Below are 25,697 nucleotides of genomic sequence, written 5' to 3' on the forward strand. Positions count from 1 at the left end.
TCGCTCCAAGGGTGTTGACGGTGGATCTCCGGAGGTGCCGTGGCCGGCTCCGGTGGCCACGGGTGCACGGACCTGTTCGACGTTGCTGCCCCCGATCACAGCAGAGATCAGGAGCGCCGAGAACAGCGATCTCGGGATTCCCGGGCGGGAACGACTCTCCCGGTGCTCGGCCGCCCGCGGGCCGGGACCTGATCGAGATCACCGCAGACGGTGCGACGGGGCAGCGTCGTCGTCCGGGCGGCGCGGATCGCGTTGAGGATGACCAGGACCTCGGCGGCCTCGTGGACGACGACCACGGTGGCGAGCCCGAGGAGGCCGAGCGCGGCGAGCGGGACCAGCGTGCCGATGATCAGCAGCGAGAGCCCGACGTTCTGCAGCATGATCCGCCGCGCACGGCGGGCGTGGGCGAGCGTCCGGGGGAGGTGGCGCAGGTCCTCGCCCATGAGGGCGACGTCGGCGGTCTCTATGGCGACGTCCGTGCCCATGGCGCCCATCGCGATGCCGACGTCGGCGGTGGCCAGCGCGGGGGCGTCGTTGACGCCGTCGCCCACCATCGCGACCGCCCGCCCACCGGCGATCTGGGGCAGCAGGGCGGCCTTGTCCTCGGGGTGCAGCTCGGCGTGCACCGTCGCGATGCCCGCCTGCTCGGCGAGGGCGACGGCGGTGCGCCGGTTGTCGCCGGTGAGCACGGCGACCCGCAGGCCGAGATCGCGCAGGCTCCGGACGGCCTCCGGCGCCTCGGGACGCAGCTCGTCGCGCACCGCCACCGCACCGAGCACGGCGTCGCCGCTCGCGAGGAGGGCGACGGTGGCACCCGCGTCCTGGAGGCGCTCGACGTCGCCGCCGAGGTCCGAGACGGGGACCCACCCGGGCTTGCCGAAGTGCAGCACGGTGCCGTCCCGGACGCCGGTCAGGCCGTGGCCGGCGACGGCGGTGACGTCCTCGGCCGGCGTGCCGTCGAGCGCCCACCCGTCGGCGGCGGCCAGCACGGCGCCGGCGAGGGGGTGCTCGCTGCGGGCCTCCAGCGCCGCCGCGGCGGCCAGGACCTCGCGGCGCTCGTGGCCGGGCGCGGCGACGACCTCGACGACCCGTGGGTCGTTGCGCGTCAGGGTGCCGGTCTTGTCCAGGGCGACGGCGCGGACGCGGCCGAGCTCCTCGAGCGCGGCGCCACCCTTGATCAGGGCGCCGTGGCGGCTCGCGGCGCCGACGGCGGCGACGACGGTGAGCGGCACCGAGATCGCCAGGGCGCACGGCGAGGCGGCGACGAGGACGACCAGCGCCCGTTCGATCCAGAGCAGGGGATCGCCGAGCATGACGCCGAGCCCGGCGATCACGACGGCGAGGACCATGATGGCGGGGACGAGGGGCCGGGCGACGCGGTCGGCGAGACGCTGCCCGGCGCCCCGGTGCTCCTGGGCCTCCTCGACGATGTGCACGATGCGCGCGAGCGAGCTGTCCGCCGCCGCCGCGGTGACCTCGACCTCGATCGCCCCGCCGCCGTTGATGGTGCCGGCGAACAGGTCGTGACCCGGCCCGGCCTCGATCGGGACCGACTCGCCGGTGATCGCCGAGGTGTCCAGGCGGGTCCGGCCGGTGCGGACGACGCCGTCGGTGGCGGCCCGCTCGCCGGGGCGGAGCACCAGCAGGTCGCCGACCACGAGGTCGTCGGCGGAGACCGTGACCTCGCGGTCGCCGCGCAGTACCGAGGCGGTCGGCGGCACGAGGCCGAGCAGGACCCGCAGTCCGCGCCGGGTCCGGCTGACGGCGTGGTGCTCGAGGCCCTCGGCGATCGAGAACAGGATCCCGAGCAGCGCCGCCTCGGCGACCTCCCCCAGGGCGACCGCGCCGACCGCCGCGATCGTCATCAGGGTGCCGACGCCGAGGCGGCCGTGGCGCAGGTCGCGCAGCGCCCCGGGGACGAAGGTGGAGGACGCGACAACGGCAGCGACCAGGGCCAGGCCGGTGACGGCGAGGTCGGGGCCGCCGGCCAGGCCGGTGATCCAGGCGCCCGCGAGCAGGACGGCCGCGGCGAGCGCAAGCCGCAGCCCGCGGACCTGCCACAGCCGGGCGGGCTCCTCGTCGGCGCTCTCCGCGTCGCCGGGGCCGCAGCAGGCGTCGGACACGGCAGACATCCTCACGCTCGTTGATGCGTTGTCACAAGGGACGCAGCAACGATGGTTAGTCTGACGCCGTGTCCCCCGAGGTCGACCAGTGCGATCTGCTCTGCCTGGATCTCCCGCACGCCGAGGACATCCGGACCTCCCTGCCCGAGCCGGACGTCCTGAGCGGCGCGGCCGCGCGAGGGAAGGCGCTCGCCGACCCCACCCGGCTCGCGGTGGCGGCGGCCCTGCTCGCCGGCGACGAGCTGTGCGTCTGTGACATGGCCTGGGTCGTCGGCCACGCGCAGAACCTCGCGTCGCACCACCTGCGGGTCCTGCGGTCCGCCGGGCTCGTGACCTCGCGGCGCGACGGCAAGCTCGTCCTGTACCGGCTGACCCCGGCCGGCCACGCACTCGTCGCCGCGGTGCTCGGGGACGTCTCCGCGGCGGAGGACCGACCGGTCGGGTCGTAGCCTGCGGTCGTAAGCATCGAGGTCGAGCCCGAGGCGCTGGCCGAGACGGTCGAGGGCATGGGAGCCGGCTACCTGCTGACGCTCGGCGACCGGCCGCGTCCGCACGTCGGCGCGGTCGCCACCGCCGTCGTCGACGGGGTGGTGCGGTGCACGGCGTCGGCCGGACCGGGGCGGCCGGCGGACGGCTGACGCCGGCCGTCCGCCTCCGCGGGACGGGTGCGCTCAGCGCTTGGTGAGGACCAGGACGCTGCGGTCGCCCGCGCACGCCCGCACCTCGACCTCGGCGAAGCCGGCCCGGGCGGCCATGTCGCCGAGCTCGCCGGTCGACCAGCACTTCCCGGGCGTCGAGTGCATCAGCAGCGCCGAGTACTCCGCGACCGGACGCGGGCCGGTGCGGCGGGCGTCGACGTGGGCGTCGACGTCGACGAGGCGCCCGCCCGGCGGGAGCGCGGCGAACGACGTCGCCATCAGCCGCTCGACGTCACGCGCACCCCAGTCGTGCAGGACCTGCGAGAACAGGTGCACGTCGTGATCGGCGGGCCACGGGTCGCCGAACATGTCGGCCGTGACGACCCGGACGCGCTCGCCCGCTCCTCGCTCGGCCAGTAGCGTCCGCGCCGCCTCGTCGACCGGTGACCGCTCGAGCACCGTCGCCGTGGCCTCCGGCCGGTCCTCGAGCAGCGCCATGGCGTAGATCCCCGAACTGCCGCCGACGTCGAGCAGCCGGTCGATCGCGAGGTCGCCGAGGACCCGCGCCACGCTCGGTGCCAGGAAGGCGCCTCGCGCGTCCATCGCCGCGGTGATCGTCGCGGCGAACCGCGGATCGGCGAGGCGTCCGGCCCAGTCGTGGCCGTCCGGTCGCGGCGGCGCGCTCGCCCACGGGGCGGGACGGTCGGTGCGCAGGACCCCGGCGAACTCGGCGACCGCGGGACGCTCGGCGAGCGAGCCGAAGTACGGCCGGAGGTCGAAGGAGGTGTCACCACCGAGGTGCCACCGCCCGAAGTCCGAGATGCGGACGAGGTCGTCGGCCTCGAGGAAACGGTCCACGAGGCCGTGGGCGGCGCACAGGGTGAGCAGCACGTCGGCGGGGCGGGCGGCCCACCCCATCGCCTCGCACACCTGTTCCGCCGGTGCCGGACCGTGGGCGGCGAGCCAGGCGAACACGTCGAACTCGCTCACCGCCGTGAGCAGGAGGTCGGCGGCGTAGGCGCCGTCGCGGAGGCGGTAGAGCGCGGTGGGGTCGAGCACGTCCGGGTTCACGGGATCGCCGAGCACGACGACAGCATGGCGATCACCGCGGGTGCGGGAAAGAACTCCAGCGAGACTCCGCAGGTGCGGGACCGATCCGGCGGCCGCCGAAGGGCTGTCGCGGCTGGTGGCGCGGGTGCTCGCCGCGGTCGCGGGTCCGTCAGCCGAAGGACCGGGCCACGACGGCGGTGCCGACGACGCAGAGGACGGCGGCGACCGCGAACCCCGCCGCACCGGGAGGCCGCCCGCGGAGAGCCCGGTGAGCACGCCGAGGAGGGCGACACCGGCGACCCCGCCCACCTGGCGCACCGTCGACACCAGCCCCGAGGCGAGGCCGCGGCGGTCGGCGGGTGCGGCCGAGAGCGCGGCCGTGGTCATCGGGCTGAGCAGCAGCCCGATCCCGGCGCCGATCGGGACCAGGCCGGCCACCACCACGACGACGCCGCCGGTGACGAGCCCCGCGCCCGAGCACAGCAGTCCCGCGGCCGTCGCGAGGGTGCCGCCGACGCCGAGGGCGCGGGGTCCGATCCGCTCGTAGGACCTGCCCGCCCACCGGGTGGCGACCAGCAGCGGGACGACCAGCGGCAGCAGGGCGACCCCGGCCAGGGTCGACGAGAGGTCGAGCAGGGCGCGGCCGGGGTGGCGCGGGGTCACCGGACGTGCGAGGGCCTCGCTCCGCCCCGGTCCGGGGTGCGCCGGGCGCCGTCACCCGGGGACCCGGGTCCCGGTGCGGTCTCGGGGCGGGATGTTGTGGTTGATCCGGAACACGTTCTCCGGGTCCCAGGCTGTCTTGATCTCGACGAGGCGCTCCCAGCGCTCCGGCTCGTAGGCGGCCCGGACGTCGGCCGCGGTGACGTGGGCACCGGCGAGGAAGTTGACCAGCGCGCCGCCGTCGCTCCACGGGCCCAGGTCGTCCAGCAATGCCTGCTCGGCCGCGCCGTCGGGCACCGTGCGCGCCGAGGGACGGGGATAGGACGTGGTCACGTAGACCGAGTAGGCGCTGTGACGGTGACCGACGGCGTCCGGCACGGTGGGCTCGCGGCCGAGCGCCCCGCCGAGCTGGCGGATCTCGACGACGAACGGGGCGTGCGGACCCGCGTGGCGCAGGATCGTGGCGACGGTGTCCTCGTCGGCGGCCCGCAGCGCGAGCGAGCGGCTGGTGGTGGCCCGCGGGGTCGTCGGGTCGTTGTGGATGGTGCCGACCTCGGTGACCGGCATCGTCCGCACGGTGTCCAGGAGCGGTGTCGCCGCGCGACGCAACCCCGCGATGGCGGCCTCGCAGCGGGCGGGTGTGCCCGACGAGGTCACCCGCGCGTGGCAGCACCAGCGCCCGCGCAGGGCCGCGGGCACGGCCGGGAGGTCGGGGAAGGTCATGAGCATCGCCGACAGGCTGATCTCGTTGGGCACGTCACGTCCCGCGACGAGCAGCGCGTCGAGGACCGCCCGGGCGTCCTCGCCGGGGAAGAACAGCCCGCCGCCGTAGATCTCGGCGAGCTCGACGAGCTCGATCTGCATCCCGGTGACCACGCCGAAGCTGCCGCCCCCGCCGCGCAGGGCCCAGAACAGGTCCGGGTGCTCGTCGGCGGTCACCAGGCGCGGTACGCCGTCGGCGGTGACGACGTCGAGGCGGCGCACGCGGTCGGCCGAGAACCCCCAGCGGCGGCCGAGCACCCCGAGACCGCCGCCGAGGGTGTACGACACCGCGCCGACCGCCGGGGCCGAGCCGGCCAGGGGCGCCAGTCCGAACGGCGCGGCCTCGTGCAGCACGCGGCTCCACACCGCCCCCGCCTCCAGCCACGCGGTGCGGTCGGACGGGTCCACGCGCACCGCGTCGGCGCGACGTGTGGTGATCAGGAGGGCGTCGTCGGCGGGGACGGTGATGCCGTGCCCGGTCGCCTGCACACCGACCGCCAGTCCGCGCTCGCCGGCGTGGCGGACGGCGGCGACGACATCGGCGGCTCCGGTGGCACCGACGACGACCGCGGGACGCTGGCCCACGGCGAGGTCGAAGCCCGCCAACTCGGGCGCGTAGCCGTCGTCGCCCGGCAGCAGCACCGGGCCGAGCACGCGTGCCGCCAGGTCGCCCGGCCCGGCGGTCACTCCGCACCGCCGGTGCGGAGGAACCGGGCGTCGACGAGGTCGTCGTCCAGGACGAGGGTCACCGGCGTCCTCCGTTCCCTGACCGGGGCGTGGCGTCCGACGGCGCGCCTCGGCGTCGGACGACACGCTAGGTGCTGACCCCTCGTCGAACGAACCGCCGCTCACTCCATCGGCCGATCGATCTGTCGGGAACGAGACGGAAACGTACGGACGGTGACCATCGTGACCGACCGCCTGCCCCGGCTGGAGACGCCGTGAGTACCCGGATCCCGCTCAAGCCGTCGACCGCGGGGCCCCAGTACGCGGGCTGGACGCCCCGTACCGTCGCGATGGAGGGCCTGGGCAACCGGGTCCTCGCCGGACAGTGCGTGCCGGTCGGGGACGGCGTCACCCTCAACGCCGACGCCTACACCCCTGCCACCCCCGGCCGGTACCCGGCCGTCGTCTCCTTCTCGGCGTACAGCAGCGAGACGCACACCGCCGGCATCCCGACCGGCTCGAACGAGATCGGCTCCCCGCCGGTGTTCACCGACCGCGGGTACTGCCCCGTGGTCGTCGAACGTCGCGGCATGGGCCGCTCGACCGGCGAGCAGGTGATGTTCTTCGACCCGCAGGACGTCGACGACCACGAGGCGGTCATCGCGTGGGCGGCCGAGCAGCCCTGGTGCAACGGCGAGGTCGTGCTGTTCGGCACCTCGTACTACGGGATGACCCAGCCGCAGGTCGCCGCGCGGAAGCCACCGGCGCTCAAGGCGTTCTTCGCCAACGAGATGTGCACCGACTTCGTCCGGCACCTCCAGCAGTTCGGCAGCGTGCCCAACAGCTTCTTCTTCACGCTGTGGATGGGGGCCAACTTCACGGAGGCCGCGGGCCGGCGCCGGATGTCCCCCGACCTGCGCGCCCTGGTCAGCCACGTCACCAACGGCCCCCTGCACTCCCTGCTGGAGAAGGTCGTCCACCGCAGCGTGGACACGGTGTTCCGCCGGTTCATGGCGGCCACCCCGACCCGGTTCGCCCGCGAGATCTACGCCCACTGGCTCTTCGACGAGAAGACCCGCGCGTCCTCCTCGATCCCCGAGGGCTCGACGGGGGTGCTCGGCGACATCGAGGTGCCGTTCGCGGTCGTGCAGAACCTCGGCTACTTCAACTTCCACCAGTTCGGCACCTACGACCTGTTCGAGAACGCGGGGACGCCTGCCGGCCGCAAGTGGATGATCGTCGGGCCGCCGGAGTACGACCTGCCGGTCTACGCGTGGCAGGGCGAGGCGCTCGCCTTCTTCGACCACGTCCTGCGCGGGATCGACAACGGCTACGACGAGCAGCCTCCCGTCCGGTACTGGGTCGACGGCGCCGACGCCTTCGGCTCCGCCGGGGCGTTCCCGCCCCCGGACGGCGAGACGGTCCGGCTCTCGCTCGCCTCGGCAGGCGCCGACCACGTGACCCATCGCCTCACCGAGGACACGCCACCCGCCGGCACCAATTCGTGGGCGGCCGTCCCGCTCGGGGTCCCCGTGCTCGGCGGGCTCGACGAGCTGGCCAACCAGGTGCTCACCTTCGAGCTGCCCGTGACGCAGGACGTCCAGCTCGCCGGGCCGGTCACCGCCCGCCTGGCCTTCAGCAGCAACGAGATCGACTCCTTCGTCCTCGCGCGCCTGTCGCGCGTCGACGCCCGGGGCGCGGCGCACCAGCTCTCGTTGGGCGCGATCCGCCCGGTGTCGCGGGTGGAGGACACCGCCCGCAGCACCGCGATCGAGATCGCGATCGACCCCGGCCGGCGTGAGCCGCTGACCCCGCACGAGGCGGTGGTGCTGCGCTTCAGCCTGACCCCGGGCCCGGTGCTGCTCCGCGCCGGTGAGCGCCTGCGCCTCGACCTCGCCAGCCGCACCGACCTCGTGCGCAAGGACCCGGGCGAGGGCTATCCGCAGTTCGACCTCCCGGTCCCGCCCTACCTCGCCCGCAACACCGTTCACTTCGGCGGCGAGAGCTGGATCGAGGTCACGAGCGTGCCCCTCGACCGCGCCCATTGACGGTCACACGTGAACCCTGGTTCAGTACTGAACGATGATTCCGGACTGATCCATCGTTCACGCGGAGGTCGAGCTGATGACCGAGCCGGTCGGCACCGGGACGGCGAGGTCAGCGCGACCGAGCCCCCGGGTCGCGGCGCGGCAGGCCGACGCCCGGCGCCGCATCCTGCAGGCGGCCCGGGTCGTCGTGGCCGAGCAGGGGTTCGCGGCCGCCCAGATCGCGGTGGTCGCGGACATGGCCGACGTCGCCACCGGCACGATCTACCGGCACTTCCCGTCGAAGGCCTCGCTGTTCTCCGAGATGCTGCGGGCGGTCTGCGTCCGCGAGCTCGAGGTGGTCCGCGCGATCACGGGAGAGCCGGGGCGCCGGGCGACGGACCGACTCGGGGACGCCGTGGCCACGTTCGTCGACCGCGCGCTGCGCGGCGAGGGCCTGGCGTACGCGGTGATCGTCGAGCCGATGGACCCCGAGGTGGACCAGGTGCGCCTCGACGCGCGGGCGGAGCTCGCCGCGGCGTTCGCCGACCTCATCACCGAGGGCGTCGAGGCCGGCGAGTTCCCCGAGCAGGACGCCGGGGTCCGCGGCGCGGCCATCGTCGGCGCGTTCCTCGAGGGCGTCGTGGCCCCGCTCGCCGGCCGCACCGCACACGCGCCCGACCGCGACGCCGTCAGCACCGAGATCGCCCGGTTCGCCCAGACCGGCGTCGCCGGCACACCGCCCGGGACCCGCCCCGACATCCGCGCCGTCCCCTCCCCGACCGGAGCAGAACCATGACGCTGACCAGCCCGAGCGGCGACACCCGCAGCGACTTCTCCCGGATGCGCCCGGTCCCGGACAACCTGGTCGGCGACCTCAACCACGTCAACGCGTTCACCGGCGACCGGCTCGCCGCGGGCGTCGTCGACGCCGACGCCCCGTGGGCGCGCGAGCGCGCGACCGGTCTCGGCGCGAGGGTGTGGGACCCGACGATCCTCAAGGCCGCCCGCGACGCCAACCGGGTGCTGCCCGAGCTGCGCCGGCTCGACCGTCTCGGCCACGAGGTCCACGACGTCGACTTCCATCCCGCCTACCACCAGCTCATGGCCCTCGGCTTCGGCTCGGGCGTGCACTCGCTCGCGTGGACCGCCGACCAGCCGGGCGCCCACACGGCCCGGGCGGTGCTGACCTATCTCTGGAACCAGATCGACGGCTCCACCGCGTGTCCGATCGGCATGGCCTACGCCGCCGTCCCGATCCTGCGCAGCCAGCCCGAGCTCGCACCGTGGGCGGAGAAGGTCGTCGTCGAGGGCTACGACCCCGCGGACGTCCCGATCGTCGGGAAGTCCGCGGGCACCATCGGCTACTTCATGACCGAGAAGCAGGGCGGCTCGGACCTGCGCGCCAACGTGACGGTGGCCCGGCCGGTCGGGGCCCGGGGGCCGGGGGAGACGTACCTGGTCAACGGGCACAAGTGGTTCGCCTCGGTGCCGATGGCCGACTGCTACCTCACCGTCGCGCAGACCGAGGGCGGTGTCTCCTGCCTGCTCGTCCCGCGCCGCCGCGCCGACGGCACGCTCAACCGGATCCGCATCAACCGGCTCAAGGACAAGCTCGGCAACAAGGCCAACGCCTCCTCCGAGATCGAGTACCACGACGCCGAGGCGATCCTGGTCGGCGAGGAGGGCAAGGGCGTGCGCACGATCCTGTCCTCGGCCGAGTACACGCGCCTCGACTTCGCGGTGGGCTCGGCCGGTCTGATGCGCGCCGCGCTCTCGCAGGGGCTCTACTACAACGACGAGCGCACCGCGTTCTCCTCGCCGCTCTCGGCGCTGCCGATCCAGGCCCCGGTGCTCGCCGACCTCGTCCTCGAGTGGGCCGGCGCCGCCCACCTCGGGTTCCGGGTCGCGCGCGCCGAGGACCACCAGGACGACGTCTCCGAGAAGCTCGTCAGCCGGCTGCTCACACCCGTCGCGAAGTTCTGGAACTGCCGGCGGGTCTCCTCGGTGGTCGAGGAGGTCATGCAGTCGATCGGCGGCAACGCCTACATCGAGGAGCACCCGCTGCCGCGCTACTACCGGGAGGCGCCGCTCAACGCCATCTGGGAGGGCACCTCGAACATGATGGTCATGGACGTCGGGCGCGTCCTGGCGCGTGAGCCCAAGGCCGTCGAGCCCGTCCTCGACGAGATCCGCCCCGTCGCCGCCGAGCACCCGCTGCTCGCCGCCGCGATGCGCGAGATCGAGGAGCTCGTCGAGACCCCGGAGGACACCGCGCGCTACCTGGTCACGAAGATCGCGCTCGCGGTCCAGGCCGCCCTGCTCGTGGAGCACGCCCCGACACCCGTCGCGGAAGCCTTCATCGCGTCCCGGCTGGGCACCGGCTGGGGGCCGGGCTACGGCACCCTGCGCGGCGTGGACGTCGCGGCGGTCATCGACTACGCGCGGCTGGGCTGACGAGCGGGGCTGGACGGGTCACTTGTTTTTTGCAAGTCTGATCTCGCCACGCACCGTCCCGCGAGCGGAGTCCGCCATGCCCACGATGTTCGTCAACCTGCCCGTCACCGACCTGGACCGGGCGAAGGCCTTCTACACGGCGCTCGGGTTCTCGATCAACCCGCTCTTCACCGACCACAACGCGGCCTGCGTCGTCGTCGAGGAGGGCCACAGCGCCTTCATGCTCCTCACCCGCGAGTTCTTCCAGACCTTCACCGACCTGCCGATCGGCGACCCGGCCGTGAGCCCCACGACGGCGACGGCCCTCTTCCTCGACAGCCGGGAGGCGGTCGACGCCCGTGTCGCCGACGCCCTCGCCGTCGGCGGCGCCGAACCGCGGGCCGCCGCGGACTACGGCTTCATGTACCAGCGCGGGATCACCGACCCCGACGGCAACCACCTCGAGTTCGGCTGGATGGACCCGGCCGCCGCCCAGCAGGGGCCCGAGGCGTATGCGAGCCAGCAGGGCTGAGCCCGGTGGCCGCTCGCGAGTACGGGCAGTACGACGGCGTCACGCGGGCGCTGGAGCTCGTGGGCGAGCGGTGGGCGATGCTCATCGTCCGCGACCTCCTCGTCGGGCCGCGCCGCAACGGGGAGCTCGCCGCGGGCCTGCCCCGCATCCCGACCAACATCCTGGCGGCGCGGCTCAAGGAGCTGCAGGCGGCCGGCGTGATCCGCCGGGCCCCCCGGTCCCGGGTGATCATCTACGAGCTCACGGACTACGGACGCGAGCTCGAGCCCGTCGTGCTCGCGCTCGGCGCGTGGGGGTCCAAGGCGATGGGCGACCCGCGGGAGGAACAGATCCTCACCCCGGACGCCCTCACCATGACCCTGCGCACCGCCTTCCGGCCCCAGGTCGCGGCGGGCCTGCCCGCGACCGCCTACGCGGCGCGCCTCGGCGCGGCCGAGCTGCTCGTCCGGGTCGACGGATCCGCCCTCGACGTGCGGCGCGGGGACGGGCCGGTCGACCTCGCCTTCACCGCGGGCCCGAGCATCCACCGGCTCATCTCCGGCGAGCTCGCCCCGGACCGCGCGCTCGCGACCGGCGAGGTCGAGGTGCTGCGCGGGCCCGGCGACCTCCTCGACCGCTTCGTGACCACGTTCCACCTGGCGGCCTGATCAGGACGGACACACTCCACCTCAGTCCTGGGGAACCAGGCGAAGGTCGACGGTGCAGAAGCTGCCGTCCTGCTGGGTGCGGATCGGTTGGACGTCCCACATCCCGGCGAGTGCGGCTCGGGCAGTACGCGGCAGCCAGGCGTATGTCCCGGAATCGACATCTCCCCGGAGATAGACGTAGAGAGGGACGAGGCGCCCGGCATCCCCCGGGCACTGCGTCGTCATCAAGCGGAAGCCGTGGCCCGGGTCGCTGCGATCGAGCACCGGGTCCCCCGATCGGTCGCCGGAGTTGACGTCGAAAGCACCCAGCCGGCCGTCGATGCTGGTGTCGATCTCGATGCGGCGACCGAAGACGCGATCCAGGTCGAAAGGGGCGTCCTGGCGACTCACAACGGTGGCGACGAAGTCGTCGATGCCGGCCTGGTCGCTGATCGCTTGCTTGAAGTCGGCCGCCATGAACGACTTGAAGTCAGAGTTGAACAGCGCGAGCGTTGCGATGACCAGCGCGGCGACCGCGATCCACGTGTCGCGCGACGTCCTGCTCGGGTCACACGGTCCCGTCACCACACCGCCCCCGCTCCGACCGCCGCGAGCCGCCGGTCCACTGCTCCGAGCCCGCCCGGCGGAGGCATCGACGCACTCGATCACAGCGTTACGAAGCGCGTGCGGAGCGCCCCGACAGGCAGATCCGACGCTCGAGCGAGCGGTCAGGGCTCGCGATCGGTGCCCTCGCTCAGGTGTTCCAGGACCCGAAGGAACACGGCGCGATCGTGCGGAGTGACGTCGGCGAGGAGCCGCTCCTCGAGTTCGCGGATCCCGGTGCGACAGCGGCGGAACGTGGCGAGGCCCTCGGGCGTGACCGTGACGACCCGCCGACGTCGATCGGTCGCGTCGGGTCGCCGTTCCACCAGCCCGCGGCGGGCGAGCTCGTCGAGGTGCCCGATCAACCGCGTCGGATCGCGCCCGGTGAGCCGCGCGAGCTCGCCCTGGGTCGGCGCGGGTCCCTCGGCCAGGGCGCCGAGGACCACGTAGTCCCACATCTGGAGATCCTCGCGGGACAGCACCGGTCCCTCGCCCTCGGCGACGGCCCTGGCCAGGCGCTGGGCCATCTTGCCGAGATCGGGTCGGTCCTCGGGCACGGCGGCAACCTAGCTGGTTGACAGAATCATCTACGTCGGTAGATGGTCTACCTGTGAGGATAGAATTCGGGATGTCGGTGCTGTACGTCCGAGACCTCCAGCGATCCCTGGCCTTCTACCGCTTGCTCGGGCTCGACGTCCCCGACCCCGTGGACGATCGTCCGGTCGCTCTCCACCGGACGGGCGGCGGCGTCACGATCATCTTCACCACCGAGGAGATCGCGCGGCGCTTCGACCCGACCTGGACCCGCCCCGAGGGCGGATACCAGCAGGTGATGGAGTTCCTCGTGTCCGACGACGCCGACGTCGACGCCGTCTGGACCAGGCTCACGTCCGCCGGCCACCACGGCAGGACGGCACCGGGCCACATCCTCGGCCCGTACGCGACGGTGGTCGACGACCCGGACGGGAACGTCGTCCTGATCTCGCACGATCCCGACACGAACCGAGCGTGAGCTCACGCCTCGCGGATCCGGGCGAACGCCGACGCGTCGGGCGGCGGGCGGTGCTCCCAGCCGGAGTCGAGGACATCGGCGAGCCACCACTCGGTGGCGACGATCTGGAGGATCCCGAGCCAGGTGTCGGTCATCCGCTCGAAGTGGGTGGGCGACCCGGGGATCGTCTCGGCGAACGAGCGATGCCCGCAGGACGCGGCGACGACGAGCCGGCTCAGCCGGTCCGGGTCGGTGTCGGGGCGCAGCATCCCCTGGTCGCGGGCGTCCCGCAGGTGCTCGGCGGTGCTCCGGCCCCAGTCGCCGTACCAGGCCCGGTGCTTGTCGGCGAAGTTCGCGCCGCCCGACATCGCCCGGCTGCCGCCGCGCACGACGACGTCGTGGGTCCACCGGCTGACGTAGGCGTCGGTCTCGACCAGCAGGGTCCGCAGCGGGTCGAGCGCCCGGTCGCGGATCTCCCGGCAGACCACGGCCCAGGAGTCGACGATCTCGGTCACGAGGACGGTGGCGAGGTGCTCCTTGGACCGGAAGTGGAAGTACATGGCGCCCTTGGTGCGCCCGCTGGCCTTGAGGATCTCCGAGAGCGAGGCCGCGTCGTAACCCCGCTCGTCGAACGCGCGGGCCGCCTCGAGCAGCAGGGTCTGGCGGGTGGTCCGGCCCCGCTCCTGCCGCGACGAGCCCGCGTCGGACCACCCGATGACCGGGACGTCCCACCAGCGCACGGCGGTCGAGGTCACGGGATCCACCCCCTGCCGCTCGAGCGCCGGCGCCACCATGTCGTCGGGTGACGCTAGCGGTCGCCGAGCGTCCCGAGAGGGTGGCGGTGTCGAGAAACCGGGACCCGGATCCGTCCCCGGGGGACAGGAGCCACACCAGCGGGAGGACCACCACCATGGCCGTGCACCGGATGGACCACGTCGGCGTCGTCGTCGACGACCTCGACGCCGCCGTCGCGTTCTTCGTCGAGCTCGGGCTGGAGCCGGGTGACCGGGGGACCGCGGAGGGCGCGTGGGTGGACCGCGTGGTCGGGCTGGACCACGTCCGGGTCGACATCGCCTTCGTGGCGACACCGGACGGGCACAGCCGACTCGAGCTGACGCGGTTCCACACCCCGGAGGCCACCATCGCGGAGCCGGACGCGCCGGCGAACACCCTGGGCCTGCGCCGCCTCATGTTCGCCGTCGACGACATCCACGACACCGTGGAGCGGTTGCGCGCCCACGGCGGGGAGCTCGTGGGCGAGATCGCGCGCTACGAGGACGTCTTCCTGCTCTGCTACGTGCGCGGGCCGTCGGGCATCATCGTGGCGCTCGCGGAGGAGATCAGCTGACCCGTCCGCCGAGGTGCCGGCCGAGGTGCCGCTCGATCGCGCGGTACAGCCGGAACCGGTTCTCCGGGTTGGCGAAGCCGTGGCCCTCGTCGTCGGCGACGAGGTACTCGACGGGCACGCCGCGCCCGCGCAGCGAGGAGACGATGTTGTCGGACTCGGCCTGCACGACGCGGGCGTCGTTGGCGCCCTGGGCCACGAGCAGCGGGGTGCGGATCCGGTCGACCATCGTGATCGGCGAGCGCGTCAGCATGTCGGCCTCCTGCTCCCCGACCGCCGGGTCGCCGACGTAGCGGTACCAGTTGTTGACCTGCCACGGCCGGACGAACGGCGGCAGCGTGCGCATGAAGTTCGCCAGGTCCGAGATCCCCACGTAGTCCACCGCGGCGGCGAAGTGCTCGGGGGTCACGGTGACGCCGACGAGCGAGGCGTAGCCGCCGTAGGAGCCCCCGTAGATGCCGATGCGCTCCGGGTCGGCGTAGCCCTGCGCCACGGCCCACTCCGCGGCGTCGATCAGGTCGTCGTGCATCGCGCCGGCGAACTCGCCGATCGCGGCCGTGACGTGCCGCTTCCCGTAGCCCGTGGAGCCGCGGAAGTTGACGTGGAGCACCGCGTACCCGCGGTTGGCCAGGAACTGCGCCTCGGGGTCCCAGCCCCACGAGTCGTGGGCCCACGGGCCGCCGTGCACGACCAGCACCAGCGGCAGCCGCGTCGGCTCGACGCCCACCGGCAGCGTCAGGAACGCGTGCAGCGACAGCCCGTCCCGGGCGGGGAAGGCGACCGGAGTGGTCGGGGCCAGGTCGGTCGGGTCGAGGCGGGGGTACGGCCGGAACAGCAGCCGGCTCTCGCCCGTGGCGTGGTCGTAGAGGTAGGTCAGCCCGGGCTCGCGGTCGTGGACGAAGCTCGCGACCCACAGCCGCTCGCCGTCGTCGGACGACAGCCAGCCCAGGACGCCGTCGGACAGGGTCTCGAGCGCGGCGACGACCTCGGCGACGTGTGGGTCGAGCACCTCGATGTGCGGCCGGTCGCCGACGAACCGGGCGGCCACCACCTCGTCGGTGCGGGCGCTGGTGAACACCGTCGGCGGCAGGCCGGGCGCCATCAGCCCCATGGTGTCGAGGCTGTGCCCGTCCACCGCCGCCACGACGGTCTCCTCGCCGGTCTCCCGGTCGAGACGCACGAGACGGAGGTCGTCGCCGTCCTGGTAGTCGCCGATGAGCAGGCCCGTCCCGTCCGGCGTGACCAGCTGCAGCGGCACCCCGAGCGGGTGCTCCGGGCCGCCCACCCGGCGCAGGAGCCGCGTCGCGCCGGTCGCGGCGTCGACCGCGGAGAGCTCGTAGCTGCCGTCGTCGGCGAGCAGCGAGTAGAACGCCGGCCGGCCGTCCCGGTCGAGCAGGTAGCTCCCCGTGCCCTCCGGCTGTTCCACGTGCACCGAGGTCTCCCCGGTGGCGATGTCGACGCGGAAGACGTCGATCACCAGGCGGCGCTGGTTCATCCAGACGAGCAGGGTCCCCGGCGACGACCGCAGGGGCTCGACCCCGACCACGCGCGAGCCCGCCGCCAGCGGGGTCAGGTCGACGGACGGCCGGTCGGGCGCGGTGAGGTCGACCCGGAAGAGGTGCCAGTCCTCGTTGCCGTCGGTGTCCTGCAGGTAGAGCAGCCACCGCGGGTCGTCGGTCCAGTAGAACGTCCGGATGCCGCGCCGGGCGTCATGTGTGACGCACACGGCGTCCTCGTGCTCCTCGTCGATCCCGCGGACCCACACCTGCGTCCGGCCGTACCGCGGTGCCAGGTAGGCGAGCCGGGTGCCGTCCGGCGAGATCGCCGGGTGGGAGAACGCGGGGTCGGCGAAGAGCTCCTCGAGGTCGATCAGGCGGGGCTGTGCGGTCGTGCGGTCTGCCGTCTGTGTCATGACGCCATCGGAATCCGTGCCGTCGCGGCACGCTCAAGCCCGGGTGGCGGGCGTCACTCAGAGCACGCGATCGGCCGCCCGCGCCGCCACGTCCGCATCGGAGCAGAAGCCGCGCCCGGACCGCTTGAGGCACAGCAGCCCCAGGAGCACCCCGTCCCCGTCGACGACGGCCATCCGGCGCCGGCCCCGCGCCGCCATCTCCGACCAGGTGGCGTCCAGATCCGCGTCCGGCCCCACCGTGCGCCCGGCGAGCCGGCCGACCAGCGCGGCCGGCATGGCCGCGGGCACCGACGGGTCCAGGTCGCCGCGCTCGACCACGGCCAGCAGCACGCCGCCGTCGACGACGAGGGCCGCGTGGACGTGGTCGTCCGCCAGCACCGCGCGCGCGTCGGCCACCGTCGCGGAGGCGGGCAGGACCTTGGGCCGGCGGAGCACGGCGGCCGCGGCGACGGTGCCGCCGTGCCCCGCCGCCCGGTCAGACGAGCGTGACCTCGACACGGGTGTCGGAGAAGGTCGGCGCGTTGCCGAGGTCGGCGAAGACGAACGGGTTGACCGCGTTCACGGTGCTCCCCTCCTTGGCGTTCTTCGGCCACGATCCCATCGGGCACACGACGACGCCAGGCGCGACCTCGTCGGAGACGTGCGCCAGGGCGACGAACCGTCCGCGGTCGTTCGTGACCGCCACGTACCGACCCTCCTCGATCCCGCGCGCCTCGGCGTCGGCCGGATGGATGGTCACCGTCTGCTCACCCTGCACGCGCTTCTGCATCGCCTGGTCGCCGGCGCTGGAGTTGATGTACGCGTGCGACTTCGGTGAGAGCAGGTTCAGCGGGTGGACCTCGCTGCGCTCGCGGGGCGCGATGTAGTGCGGCAGCGGGTCGACAGTGCCGCCGGGCTGGAACTCCTCGCAGAGCTGACGGAACAGCGGCACGACGAAGTTGCCCGCCGCCTCGAGGGCCGAGGAACGGAACTCGGTCTTGCCCGACGGCGTCGGGAAGCCGCCGTCGACGTGCGGCGCGTACTCGTCGGCGCTCGGGAGGTTCAGCCGCGCCCACCCGGTCTCGCGCAGCGTCTCGAGCGTGATGCCCTCCATCGCGGGGCTCGACCAGTCGTAGGCCTGCGCGAGCAGCTCCTCGTCGGACAGACGGAAGTAGTCGTCCTCGAAGCCCATCGCGGCAGCGAGCCGGCGGAACAGCTCGGTGTTGGCCACGGCCTCGCCCTCCGGCGGCACGGCCGGGGTGTTGAGGGTGACGTAGAAGTGGCCCCAGCTGAACATGAGGTCGTGCTGCTCGAGGGCGGTCGTCGCCGGCAGCACGATGTCGGCGTGGCGGGCGGTGTCGGTGAGGAAGTGGTCGCTGACCACGGTGAACAGGTCCTCGCGGGCCAGCCCGCGGGCGAGCTTGTCCTGCTCGGGGCACACGACCATCGGGTTGGAGTTGTAGACCATGAGTGCCGTGATCGGTGGATCCAGGTCGAGCTCCCCGGTCAGGGCCCGCCCGAGGAGGAACTGGTTGACGACCCGGGTGCCGGGCGTCGCCATCTCGGGGTGGACGAACGCCGGCCAGTTCACCGGGTGCGCCCACAGCGGCAGCTGCAGCAGGCCGCCGCCGACGTGACGCCACGCGCCGACGAGCGCGGGCAGGCACGCGATCGAGCGCACCGTCTGGCCGCCGCCCGCGTGGCGCTCGACCGCGACACCGATCCGGATCACCGCGGGGTCGGTCGTGGCGTACTCCCGGGCCAGGGTGCGGATGTCCTCGGCCGGGATGCCGGTCTCCTCCGACGCCCACTCCGGCGTGTACCGGGTGACCCGCTCGGCGAGCTCGTCGAACCCGACCGTGTGGTCGCGGACGTAGGCCTCGTCGTGCAGGCCCTCGGTGATGATCACGTGCATCATCGCCAGCGCGAGGGCGTTGTCGGTGCCCGGGCGGATCGGGATGTGCCAGTCGGCGCGCTGCGCGGTCCGGTGGCGGGTCGGGTCGATGCACACGACCTTCGCGCCCCGCTTCTGCGCCTCGGCGATGATCGGCCAGAGGTGCAGGTTCGTCGAGATCGTGTTGGTCGCCCAGATGACGATGTAGCGGGCGTGCACCATGCTCTCCGGGTCGACTCCTGCCGTCGCGCCGATCGTCGCCGCGTAGGCGGTGCAGGAGCCGGAGTCGCAGTACGTCCGCTCGGTGATCGTGGCGCCGAGGCGGTTGAAGAAGGCATCGCCCACCGTCAGGCCGTTGAGGACGCCCTGGTTGCCGAGGTAGCTGACCGGCATGACCGTCTCCGGGCCGTGCTCGGCGATCTTCTCCCGGAACGTGGTCGCGATCGTGGACAGCGCCTCGTCCCAGGAGATCTGCTCGAAGCGGCCGCTGCCCTTCGGTCCGGTGCGGCGCAGCGGGTGCAGCACGCGGTCGGGGCTGTACGTCTTCTCCTGGTAGTTGTTGACCTTGACGCAGAGACCGCCGCGGGTGAACGGGTGCTCCGGGTCGCCGGCGACCTTCGTCGCCCGCCCGTCCTCGACCGTCACGAGCATCGCGCAGGTGTCGGGGCAGTCGTGGGGACAGGCGGCCCGCACGGTGGTCGTGGTGGGCGTCAGGGGGATCTCGGTGGCCGTCACGGTGACTCCTCGGTGTGGTGGGTCCGGGGTGGGTCGGCCTCGACCGTGACGAGATGGTCGTCCGGACGCACCGTTTCGGGCTTGTCGCAGAGCGCCAGAACCCGGTCGCCGCGCGTTGACGGGCCCGCGGGGGCGCCCTAGCGTCGGCGGACCACCACCTGACCGGGAGTCCGCCGGTGACCCGAGAGCCGCGACCCGTCGGGCCCTTCCCGGACACGGGGCCCGCGTACGCGAACCACACCACCGCGAGCGAGTCCGAGGGACTCGCCCCGTGGTGCGACCTGCTCCGCGAGCACTTCGTCGCGCTGGACGTGGACGACGTCGAGGACGGCGATCCGCTCGCGAGCCGGGTCCGCAGCACGCTCGTCGGGCACCTCTCGGCCGCGGTGGTGAGCTCCTCGCCGCAGAGCGCGCGCCGCACGACGGGGCTCGCCCGCAGCGACGGCCGCACCTACCTGCAGGTCGGCCTGGTCGCCGAGGGCACCGCGGTCGTGGAGCAGGACGGCCGGGAGGCGGCGCTCGGGCGCGGCGGGTACGCCGTCTACGAGACCGACCGCCCGTTCGCCTGGCACTTCGCCGGCCCGTGGAAGCTGCTGGTGCTCACGTGGCCGCGCGAGCTCGTGCCGCTCGGCGCGGACGTGACCCGCGCGGCGACGGCCCGCCCGCTCGGCGGCGACCGGCTGGGCGCGATCGTCGGGCAGACGCTCGCCGAGACCGCCGTCCGGCCGCCCGCGCTGAGCGATCCGGCCGGCGGGCGCCTGGCCGGGCAGCTCGCGGCGCTGCTCGGCACGGCGATCGGGGAGTCGCTGCGGCAGGACGAGGTCCTGTCCCCGACGAGCGCCGCCGACCTGCGACGGCGCGTCGAGGACTACATCGCCGAGCACCTCGAGGACCCGGCCCTCGGCCCCGAGGACGTCGCGCGGGCGCACTTCATCTCGGTGCGTGCGCTGCACCGGGTGTTCGCCGACGCGCACACGACGGTCGGCGCGCTCATCCGCCGCCGGCGCCTCGAGCACGCGCGGCGGCGTCTGCTCGACCCGCGCGACGCGGGCCGCAGCCTCACCGAGATCGCGTACGCCTGCGGCTTCTCCGACCTGGCGTCGTTCAGCCGCCGCTTCAAGCTCGAGTTCCACGAGCCACCGGGCAGCTACCGGCGTCGGGCGGGGCTGGGCCGGCTGTCCTGACGGTCAGCCGCGCAGGCCCGCGTCGAGCCGCCCGCCGAGGCGGGCGCGCCGCGCGCGACCGGGAGGATCGGGCGGCAGGCGGCGGACGACGTCCCGGACGGCCGGTGCCGCCTCCCCGATCGCCCGGTCGATCTCGTCGTCCCGGTCGCCGCCCGCGAGCTCGGTGGCGAGCGCGAGCTGCAGCGCCGGTCCGAGGACGTGGCGCACCTGGTGCGGCTCCGGGCGGGGGGTGGAGGAAGGCCGTGGCGGCGGCGTAGCCGGCCGACCGGTCGTCGCTGATCTTCCTGCTCACCCCGGAGCGCTCTCGCCGAGCAGCACCGCCGCGTGGTGCCGGGCCCGGTCCAGACGGTCGGTGTCGCCGTCGAGCCCGCCCCGGACCATGGCGCCCTCGAGCAGCAGCGCCAGGTGCTCGGCGAGCGGCGCCGCGTCGTCGCGGGGGGCCAGGGCCTCGCGCAGCAGGGTCTCGACCTCGTCCTTCTGCCGGGCGACGAGCGCGCGGGCCGGGTCGTCGCTCGCGAGCTCGCCGGCCGCGTTGAGCAACCCGCAGCCGCGGAAACCGTCGACGCCCGCCGCGTGGTCGCGGTAGGCGTCGAACACGGCGAGGGCCCGGGCGCCGGGACCGGCGTCGGCCGGCAGGGCCGCGAGGCGCCGCCGGTGCCGCTCGAGGAACTCCTGCTGGCGCCGGTCGAGGTAGGCCGCGACCAGGTCGGCCTTGGAGGCGAAGTTGTTGTAGAGGCTCATCTTCGCCACGCCCGCGTCGGCGGTGATGGCGTCGATGCCCGTGGCCGCGACGCCCCGGGCGTAGAACCGCGCCGCGGCGGCGTCCAGGAGCTTCGACCGAGCCGTTCGCGGTGCCATGCTGGGTAGACTAGTCTACCCAGCATGGACCTCCTCGACCGGCACGTCATCGTCGACGGCGTGCGCCTCGCCCTCCGCGACCGCGGCGACGGCGACCCCGTGGTGTTCGTGCACGGCACGCCGTCGCACTCCGTCGAGTGGCGCGACGTCGTGCCCCACGTCGAGGCCGCCGGCCACCGCGTCGTCACCTACGACCTGCTCGGGTACGGGCGCTCGGAGCGACCGGTGGACCGCGACACCTCGGTCGGCGCCCAGACCGACATCCTCGTCGGGCTGCTCGACGTCCTCGGGATCGAACGGGCGAGCTTGATCACCCACGACATCGGGGGCGCAGTCGGGCAGCGGATGGCCGTCCTGCACCCCGAGCGGGTCCGGCGGCTGATGCTCATCGACGCCGTCAGCTACGACTCCTGGCCGTCCGAGACCTGGCGCGCGATCCTGCGCACCGGGCTCGACGACCTCGCCCGGCTGCCCGCGGCGGAGTTCGAGGCGATGCTGATCCGGCAGCTGACCATGACCGTCGCCGACGGCTCCGTCATGACCGGCGACGTCCTCGAGGCCTTCCTGGCCCCGCACCGCTCCGCGGTCGGGCGCGCGTCGTTCGTCCAGCACCAGATCGGCACCTACGACTCCGCCCGACCGAGGAGCTCACCGGGCGGCTGGGTGAGGTGTCGGTCCCGGTGCGCCTCCTGTGGGGCGAGGAGGACCGCTGGCAGCCGACCGGCTGGGCCGAGCGTCTCGCCGGCGACATCCCGGGCGCCGAGCTCGTCGTCGTACCGGGCGCGGGCCACTTCGTCATGGAGGACGACCCCGCGCGGGTGACCCGGGAGATCCTCGAGTTCCTCGCCGGCGCGCAGAGTTCGGCCGCCTGACGGAATGTCCGGATCACACCTCGCGCGGCAGGGTGGTCGGCACACGGCGCCGGCCGCCCGGCGCCCCCGCGGAGAGGACCGGCGCGATGGCCGAGATGAAGATCGAGCACGAACTGACGCTGTCCCGGGAGGAGGTCGCCGACTGGCTGACCGACCTGGCCGACGCGATCCGCGAGGGCGGATCCGCCGAGCTGTCACTCTCGGGGCCGGTGCTGACCGTGCCGCTCGGTGACGACATCGACGTGGAGATCGAGGTCGAGATCGACGGGGACGACGTGGAGCTCGAGCTCGAACTGTCCTGGTCGGCGGGCCGGGCGGGGAAGGCCGCCGACGACGACGAGGACGGGGAGGTCAGCCGAGAGGTCCCCGAGGAGGTCGCGGCGAAGGTCACGGAGACCGCCCCGGCGAAGGCTCCGGTGAAGGGCAACGCCAAGGGCCCGGTGAAGGCCCCGGCCAAGGCGCCCGCGAAGGCGCCCGCCGCGGGCGAGGGGTGAGCGGGCGGCTCAGCCCGACCCGGCGATGTTGACCAGCCAGCGGACGCCGTACCGGTCGGTGCAGTCGCCGTAGAGGTCGCCCCACATCTGCTTCTCCAGCTGGGTGCCGACCTCGCCGCTCGCGGAGAGCTTCTCGTAGTAGCCGCGCAGCGTCGGTTCGTCGTCACCGGAGAGCGAGATGGTGATGTCGTTGCCGCGCTGCCGCGCCGACCCCGGGGGCATGTCCGAGACCATCAGGGTGATGCCCCGGTCGGTCTCGAGCTGGCCGTGCATGACCTTGTTCGCGTCCGGGCCCTCCATGCCCATCTGGCCGAAGGTCATGACCGAGGTCGTGCCGCCGAGGACGTCGGCGTAGAAGGCGATCGCCTCGGAGGCCTCGCCGTCGAAGTGCAGGTACGGGTTCAGGGTGACGCCCACGAGGTGCTCCGGAAGTCGACGGTGGTGGAACGGATCTGGTGCCCCGACGGGCGAGCAACGTAGCGCCGTCACCGACGTCCGCGGAACCGCCTCACGGGCGTCCGGCGGCGTCGCGCGCGGCCCGCTCGACGCGGTCGTGGTAACGCGCCCAGGTCCCGGCGTCGCCGGGGGCGAGGTTGTCGTTGCCCGGCTGCCGCCCGGCGGCGCCGTCGACCATCTCGCGGACGATGTCCGCGTGGCCCGCGTGCCGATGGGTCTCGGCCACGACGTGCACGAGCATCCCGTGCAGCGTCACCGGGTTCCGCTCGGCCGACCAGTGCACCACGTGGCCCGGCGCGTCGAGCGGCAGCGCCGCGATCGTCGCGTCGGCGTGCTCGGCGACGTGCCGGTACCGGGCGACGAGCTCCTCGCGGGACTCGTCGGCCCGCGCCCACATGTCGGCCGTCTCGTCGTCGCCGAGGTCGGACCAGCGCGGCGCGTCGGGCACGGGACGGTCGAACGTCGTGCCGAAGTACGCGGCCTCGACGAACGCGAGATGCTTGATCAGCCCGAGCAGGTTGGTGGCGGTCGGGGTGAGGGGGCGCCGGACGTCGTACTCACCCAGCCCGTCGAGCTTCCAGAGCACGGCCTCGCGGGCCTGGCGCAGCGCCCGGTGCAGGTGGTGCTTCGCGTTCTCGTCGTCCACGGTGCGCAGCGTCTCAGCCGGAGCCCGGGGAGCTCCTGGGATTTCCGTGGGCCGTCGGGCGCCCGTCAGGACGGCACGAACCACGACGCCGCGGCCAGGGGCCCGGCCGCGTCGAGGGGGAGCGCGCGGAGGCCGTCGGCGAGGGCCGCGAAACCCTCGGGGCCGACGCGCGCCTCCCACGCCGAGCGCCGGCGCTCGAGGACCTCCGCCGAGATGCCCAGGACCTCGCGACCGCGTGGGGTCAGGGCCAGCAGGCGTCGGCGCGCGTCGCCGGGGTCGCCGGTGCGCTCGACGTAGCCGTGCCCGACGAGGAGATCGGCCGTCTTGCCGGCCGCCTGCTTCGTGACGCCGAGACGGCCGGCCAGCTCCGATCCCGTGACCGGGCCCGGCGCGATCGCCTGGAGCGCGAAGCCGTGGGCGGGACGCACGTCGGGATGACCGCGCCGCGCGAGCTCGGCGTGCATCGCGTCGACGAGGTCGCGGAAGGCCGCGAGCAGCCGGAAGACGAGCTCGCCGCCGGACATCTGGACACGACGGTCAACTAAGTTTATGTTTTCGTCAACCACGTTGACGAGTCTAGGAGGACACCGTGAGCAGCGTGATCCGGCGCGCCGACGCCCGGCGCACGAGCACCCCGAACGCGACCATGACGACGCTCGCGTCGCCGACCCAGGGCGCCTCCCGCCAGGCGCTGTGGCGTGTCGAGATGGCACTCGGGGCCGTGGGACCCGACCACGCGATGGCCGGCGAGCAGATCTGGAGCGTGGTCGCCGGCGGGGCGGCGGTCGAGGTGGCGGGCACGCGGCACGACCTCGCGCCGGGCGACACGCTCGTGCTGCCCGCGGACCTGCCCCGGCGCATCCATGCCGACACCGAGCGCGGGCTCGAGGCCGTCGTGACCGGCCCCGGCGACGACGTCGCCTCGGGCCCGGGACGCGATCCCGTCGTGCCGCCCTGGATCGCGTGACGCCGGTCAGCTTCCCGGCCGGTAGGTGCCGAAGCTCCAGACGTTGTCCTCCGCGTCGACCGCCGCGTACTCGCGCGAGCCGTAGTCCTGATCGGTGAGGCCCATGATCACCTCCGCGCCCGCGGCCACAGCCCGGTCGTGGTGGGCGTCGACGTCGTCGACCACCGTGTAGATCACCGCGCGGCCGGTCGCGAACCGGTCGCCCTCGCGCCGGGGTCCGAGGAGCACCGCCCCGCCGTCGTGGACGAGCTCGGCGTGCTGCACGGTGCCGGCGTCGTCGCGGTGGGCGGCGGCGACGGTGAAGCCGAAGGCGTCGCGTAGCAGGGCGATGGCCTTGTCGGGGTCCTGGTAGCGCAGGGTGGGGAAGACGCTCATGGCGGGAACGCTAGGACCCGGGCGCACCGGCGTCTTGGACGTCGGGGAACCACTCGCGCAGGAACTCCCCGGGTGTGCAGCCGGCGAGGTCGCGGAACTCGCGCACCAGGTGGGAGTGGTCGGCGTACCCCGCGGCCGCTGCGACGTCGGTGATGCGCCGGTCGGTGGGCACGCGGGCGGGCCCGGTGCCGGGCGCCAGGAGCTCTGTGGCGTGGCGGAAGCGCAGGACCCGGCCGGTGACGGTCGGGGCGAGGCCGACCTGGCGGTGGAAGCGGGTCAGGAGGTGGCGGCGGCTCCAGCCGGTCTCCGCCGCGAGGTGACCGACGGGCACGCGACCGCGCGCGGCGTGCAGCCGTGACCAGGCGTGCGCGACCTCCGGGTCGGGGTCGAAGCGGTTGTCGGCCAGGAGGTCCCGGAGCGTCGCCGCGACGCGGGCGAAGCGCGCGTCCCAGGTCGCGGTCTCGGCGAGGCGGTCCGGCAGGGCCGTCAGCGCGGGAACCCCGAGGTCGTCGAGCGGCGGGGCGTGGCGGGCGAGCTCGACGCCGTCGCGGCCCAGCAGGCGCGCGGCCCCGAGCGGGGTGAGGTCCACCTGGACGCCGCGCTGGTGACCGGTGAACGCGGTCCGGGCCCAGCCGTCGTCGAGCCCGGCGAGGAACGCGCGCTGCCAGAGCGGGCCGGCCGGGCCCTCGACGCGCAGCGGGTCGCCCCAGGCGAGGATGAGCGTGCAGCCGCCGGTCGGGGTCTCGCGGCGGACGACGGGGGCGGCGCTCGCGCGCTCGTCGTAGCCCGCCATCCCCGTCACGACGCCCGCCAGCCCGGCCGGAGCGCGCTGGGGCAGGTGAGCCACGTTGGCAGCCTGCCAAAAAAGG

General features: G+C 73.9%; 29 protein-coding genes. 13 read left to right on the forward strand and 16 right to left on the reverse strand.

What is annotated here, in order from left to right; translation table 11 throughout:
* Window positions 1-107: 107 nt before the first annotated feature.
* Window positions 108-2,123 (reverse strand): heavy metal translocating P-type ATPase, encoded by a 2,016-nt coding sequence (locus QSK03_RS26760; RefSeq protein ID WP_502872226.1) that lies wholly within the window; start codon window positions 2,121-2,123, stop codon window positions 108-110.
* A 68-nt stretch (window positions 2,124-2,191) separates the two neighbouring features.
* On the opposite strand from QSK03_RS26760, the gene QSK03_RS26765 reads away from it, so the two are divergent.
* Together QSK03_RS26765 and QSK03_RS26770 are read left to right on the forward strand one after the other, a co-directional pair.
* Window positions 2,192-2,572: an ArsR/SmtB family transcription factor gene (locus tag QSK03_RS26765; protein ID WP_285658428.1), complete on the forward strand. Its 381-nt coding sequence runs from the start codon at window positions 2,192-2,194 to the stop codon at window positions 2,570-2,572.
* 57 nt (window positions 2,573-2,629) lie between these two features.
* Window positions 2,630-2,761, forward strand: coding sequence for a hypothetical protein (locus QSK03_RS26770; protein WP_285658429.1), 132 nt, complete (start codon window positions 2,630-2,632; stop codon window positions 2,759-2,761).
* Between the two features lie 33 nt (window positions 2,762-2,794).
* On the opposite strand, the gene QSK03_RS26775 is transcribed toward QSK03_RS26770, so the two are convergent.
* Together QSK03_RS26775 and QSK03_RS26780 are read right to left on the reverse strand one after the other, a co-directional pair.
* Window positions 2,795-4,474, reverse strand: a complete 1,680-nt coding sequence (locus QSK03_RS26775; RefSeq protein ID WP_285658430.1) for an MFS transporter — start codon at window positions 4,472-4,474, stop codon at window positions 2,795-2,797.
* Window positions 4,475-4,525: 51 nt separating this feature from the next.
* Entirely contained in the window at window positions 4,526-5,920 is a 1,395-nt protein-coding gene (locus tag QSK03_RS26780; RefSeq protein ID WP_285658432.1) for an FAD-binding oxidoreductase, read from the reverse strand.
* Window positions 5,921-6,174: 254 nt separating this feature from the next.
* On the opposite strand from QSK03_RS26780, the gene QSK03_RS26785 reads away from it, so the two are divergent.
* From QSK03_RS26785 to QSK03_RS26805, 5 genes are all read left to right on the forward strand, one after another.
* On the forward strand, window positions 6,175-7,947 hold the full coding sequence (locus QSK03_RS26785; protein ID WP_285658434.1) for a CocE/NonD family hydrolase: 1,773 nt from the start codon (window positions 6,175-6,177) through the stop codon (window positions 7,945-7,947).
* A gap of 76 nt (window positions 7,948-8,023) precedes the next feature.
* Window positions 8,024-8,722: a TetR/AcrR family transcriptional regulator gene (locus tag QSK03_RS26790; RefSeq protein WP_285658436.1), complete on the forward strand. Its 699-nt coding sequence runs from the start codon at window positions 8,024-8,026 to the stop codon at window positions 8,720-8,722.
* The gene (locus tag QSK03_RS26795; protein ID WP_285658437.1) at window positions 8,719-10,380 is read left to right on the forward strand and encodes an acyl-CoA dehydrogenase family protein; all 1,662 of its coding nucleotides are present in this window, start codon (window positions 8,719-8,721) and stop codon (window positions 10,378-10,380) included. Before QSK03_RS26790 ends, QSK03_RS26795 begins: the two co-directional genes overlap by 4 nt.
* 76 nt (window positions 10,381-10,456) lie before the next feature.
* Entirely contained in the window at window positions 10,457-10,891 is a 435-nt protein-coding gene (locus QSK03_RS26800; RefSeq protein ID WP_285658439.1) for a VOC family protein, read from the forward strand.
* 5 nt (window positions 10,892-10,896) lie between these two features.
* Window positions 10,897-11,538: a winged helix-turn-helix transcriptional regulator gene (locus QSK03_RS26805; RefSeq protein ID WP_285658441.1), complete on the forward strand. Its 642-nt coding sequence runs from the start codon at window positions 10,897-10,899 to the stop codon at window positions 11,536-11,538.
* Between the two features lie 21 nt (window positions 11,539-11,559).
* Here QSK03_RS26805 and QSK03_RS26810 read toward each other — a convergent pair whose 3' ends face one another.
* A complete protein-coding gene (locus tag QSK03_RS26810; protein WP_285658443.1) occupies window positions 11,560-12,105 on the reverse strand; it encodes a hypothetical protein in 546 nt (181 codons plus the stop codon).
* A gap of 140 nt (window positions 12,106-12,245) precedes the next feature.
* Entirely contained in the window at window positions 12,246-12,677 is a 432-nt protein-coding gene (locus QSK03_RS26815) for a MarR family winged helix-turn-helix transcriptional regulator (protein ID WP_285658445.1), read from the reverse strand.
* Window positions 12,678-12,754: 77 nt separating this feature from the next.
* On the opposite strand from QSK03_RS26815, the gene QSK03_RS26820 reads away from it, so the two are divergent.
* Window positions 12,755-13,132 carry a VOC family protein gene (locus QSK03_RS26820; RefSeq protein WP_285658447.1) on the forward strand — a complete coding sequence of 126 codons (378 nt, stop codon included), beginning with the start codon at window positions 12,755-12,757 and terminating at the stop codon, window positions 13,130-13,132.
* Window positions 13,133-13,134: 2 nt separating this feature from the next.
* On the opposite strand, the gene QSK03_RS26825 is transcribed toward QSK03_RS26820, so the two are convergent.
* Entirely contained in the window at window positions 13,135-13,866 is a 732-nt protein-coding gene (locus QSK03_RS26825) for a TetR family transcriptional regulator (protein ID WP_285658449.1), read from the reverse strand.
* 155 nt (window positions 13,867-14,021) lie between these two features.
* Between QSK03_RS26825 and QSK03_RS26830 the strand changes: the two genes are divergently transcribed.
* On the forward strand, window positions 14,022-14,459 hold the full coding sequence (locus tag QSK03_RS26830) for a VOC family protein (protein WP_285658450.1): 438 nt from the start codon (window positions 14,022-14,024) through the stop codon (window positions 14,457-14,459).
* Here the strand turns inward: QSK03_RS26830 and QSK03_RS26835 are convergent.
* From QSK03_RS26835 to QSK03_RS26845, 3 genes are read right to left on the reverse strand one after another with little or no spacing between them, the layout of a single operon-like run.
* Window positions 14,452-16,368 carry a S9 family peptidase gene (locus QSK03_RS26835; protein ID WP_285658452.1) on the reverse strand — a complete coding sequence of 639 codons (1,917 nt, stop codon included), beginning with the start codon at window positions 16,366-16,368 and terminating at the stop codon, window positions 14,452-14,454. The two genes, QSK03_RS26830 and QSK03_RS26835, sit on opposite strands and share 8 nt — an antisense overlap.
* 57 nt (window positions 16,369-16,425) lie before the next feature.
* On the reverse strand, window positions 16,426-16,803 hold the full coding sequence (locus QSK03_RS26840; RefSeq protein ID WP_285658454.1) for a CBS domain-containing protein: 378 nt from the start codon (window positions 16,801-16,803) through the stop codon (window positions 16,426-16,428).
* 40 nt (window positions 16,804-16,843) lie between these two features.
* Entirely contained in the window at window positions 16,844-18,976 is a 2,133-nt protein-coding gene (locus tag QSK03_RS26845) for a molybdopterin-containing oxidoreductase family protein (RefSeq protein WP_285658456.1), read from the reverse strand.
* Between the two features lie 176 nt (window positions 18,977-19,152).
* Here QSK03_RS26845 and QSK03_RS26850 point away from each other — a divergent pair, with 176 nt between their 5' ends.
* Window positions 19,153-20,160 carry a helix-turn-helix domain-containing protein gene (locus QSK03_RS26850; protein WP_285658457.1) on the forward strand — a complete coding sequence of 336 codons (1,008 nt, stop codon included), beginning with the start codon at window positions 19,153-19,155 and terminating at the stop codon, window positions 20,158-20,160.
* Between the two features lie 3 nt (window positions 20,161-20,163).
* On the opposite strand, the gene QSK03_RS26855 is transcribed toward QSK03_RS26850, so the two are convergent.
* Both QSK03_RS26855 and QSK03_RS26860 read right to left on the reverse strand, forming a co-directional pair.
* Window positions 20,164-20,367 (reverse strand): hypothetical protein, encoded by a 204-nt coding sequence (locus tag QSK03_RS26855; protein WP_285658462.1) that lies wholly within the window; start codon window positions 20,365-20,367, stop codon window positions 20,164-20,166.
* Between the two features lie 81 nt (window positions 20,368-20,448).
* The gene (locus tag QSK03_RS26860; protein WP_285658464.1) at window positions 20,449-21,018 is read right to left on the reverse strand and encodes a TetR/AcrR family transcriptional regulator; all 570 of its coding nucleotides are present in this window, start codon (window positions 21,016-21,018) and stop codon (window positions 20,449-20,451) included.
* A gap of 24 nt (window positions 21,019-21,042) precedes the next feature.
* On the opposite strand from QSK03_RS26860, the gene QSK03_RS33475 reads away from it, so the two are divergent.
* The gene (locus QSK03_RS33475; RefSeq protein WP_285658466.1) at window positions 21,043-21,840 is read left to right on the forward strand and encodes an alpha/beta fold hydrolase; all 798 of its coding nucleotides are present in this window, start codon (window positions 21,043-21,045) and stop codon (window positions 21,838-21,840) included.
* A gap of 136 nt (window positions 21,841-21,976) precedes the next feature.
* Window positions 21,977-22,384, forward strand: a complete 408-nt coding sequence (locus QSK03_RS26870) for an amphi-Trp domain-containing protein (protein WP_285658468.1) — start codon at window positions 21,977-21,979, stop codon at window positions 22,382-22,384.
* Window positions 22,385-22,393: 9 nt separating this feature from the next.
* Here the strand turns inward: QSK03_RS26870 and QSK03_RS26875 are convergent, their stop codons facing one another.
* The 3 genes from QSK03_RS26875 to QSK03_RS26885 form a co-directional block, all read right to left on the reverse strand.
* Window positions 22,394-22,801 carry a VOC family protein gene (locus QSK03_RS26875; protein ID WP_285658470.1) on the reverse strand — a complete coding sequence of 136 codons (408 nt, stop codon included), beginning with the start codon at window positions 22,799-22,801 and terminating at the stop codon, window positions 22,394-22,396.
* Between the two features lie 91 nt (window positions 22,802-22,892).
* Window positions 22,893-23,486 carry a DinB family protein gene (locus QSK03_RS26880; RefSeq protein WP_285658472.1) on the reverse strand — a complete coding sequence of 198 codons (594 nt, stop codon included), beginning with the start codon at window positions 23,484-23,486 and terminating at the stop codon, window positions 22,893-22,895.
* A 65-nt stretch (window positions 23,487-23,551) separates the two neighbouring features.
* Window positions 23,552-24,010, reverse strand: a complete 459-nt coding sequence (locus QSK03_RS26885; protein WP_285658473.1) for a MarR family winged helix-turn-helix transcriptional regulator — start codon at window positions 24,008-24,010, stop codon at window positions 23,552-23,554.
* Window positions 24,011-24,075: 65 nt separating this feature from the next.
* Here QSK03_RS26885 and QSK03_RS26890 point away from each other — a divergent pair, with 65 nt between their 5' ends.
* The gene (locus QSK03_RS26890) at window positions 24,076-24,453 is read left to right on the forward strand and encodes a cupin domain-containing protein (RefSeq protein WP_285658475.1); all 378 of its coding nucleotides are present in this window, start codon (window positions 24,076-24,078) and stop codon (window positions 24,451-24,453) included.
* Window positions 24,454-24,459: 6 nt separating this feature from the next.
* On the opposite strand, the gene QSK03_RS26895 is transcribed toward QSK03_RS26890, so the two are convergent.
* The gene (locus QSK03_RS26895) at window positions 24,460-24,828 is read right to left on the reverse strand and encodes a VOC family protein (protein ID WP_285658476.1); all 369 of its coding nucleotides are present in this window, start codon (window positions 24,826-24,828) and stop codon (window positions 24,460-24,462) included.
* A gap of 10 nt (window positions 24,829-24,838) precedes the next feature.
* Window positions 24,839-25,675 carry an AraC family transcriptional regulator gene (locus QSK03_RS26900; protein WP_285658477.1) on the reverse strand — a complete coding sequence of 279 codons (837 nt, stop codon included), beginning with the start codon at window positions 25,673-25,675 and terminating at the stop codon, window positions 24,839-24,841.
* Window positions 25,676-25,697: the final 22 nt, after the last annotated feature.

The sequence above is a fragment of the Actinomycetospora sp. NBRC 106375 genome, assembly GCF_030269665.1.
In the GTDB taxonomy this organism is placed as follows: domain Bacteria; phylum Actinomycetota; class Actinomycetes; order Mycobacteriales; family Pseudonocardiaceae; genus Actinomycetospora.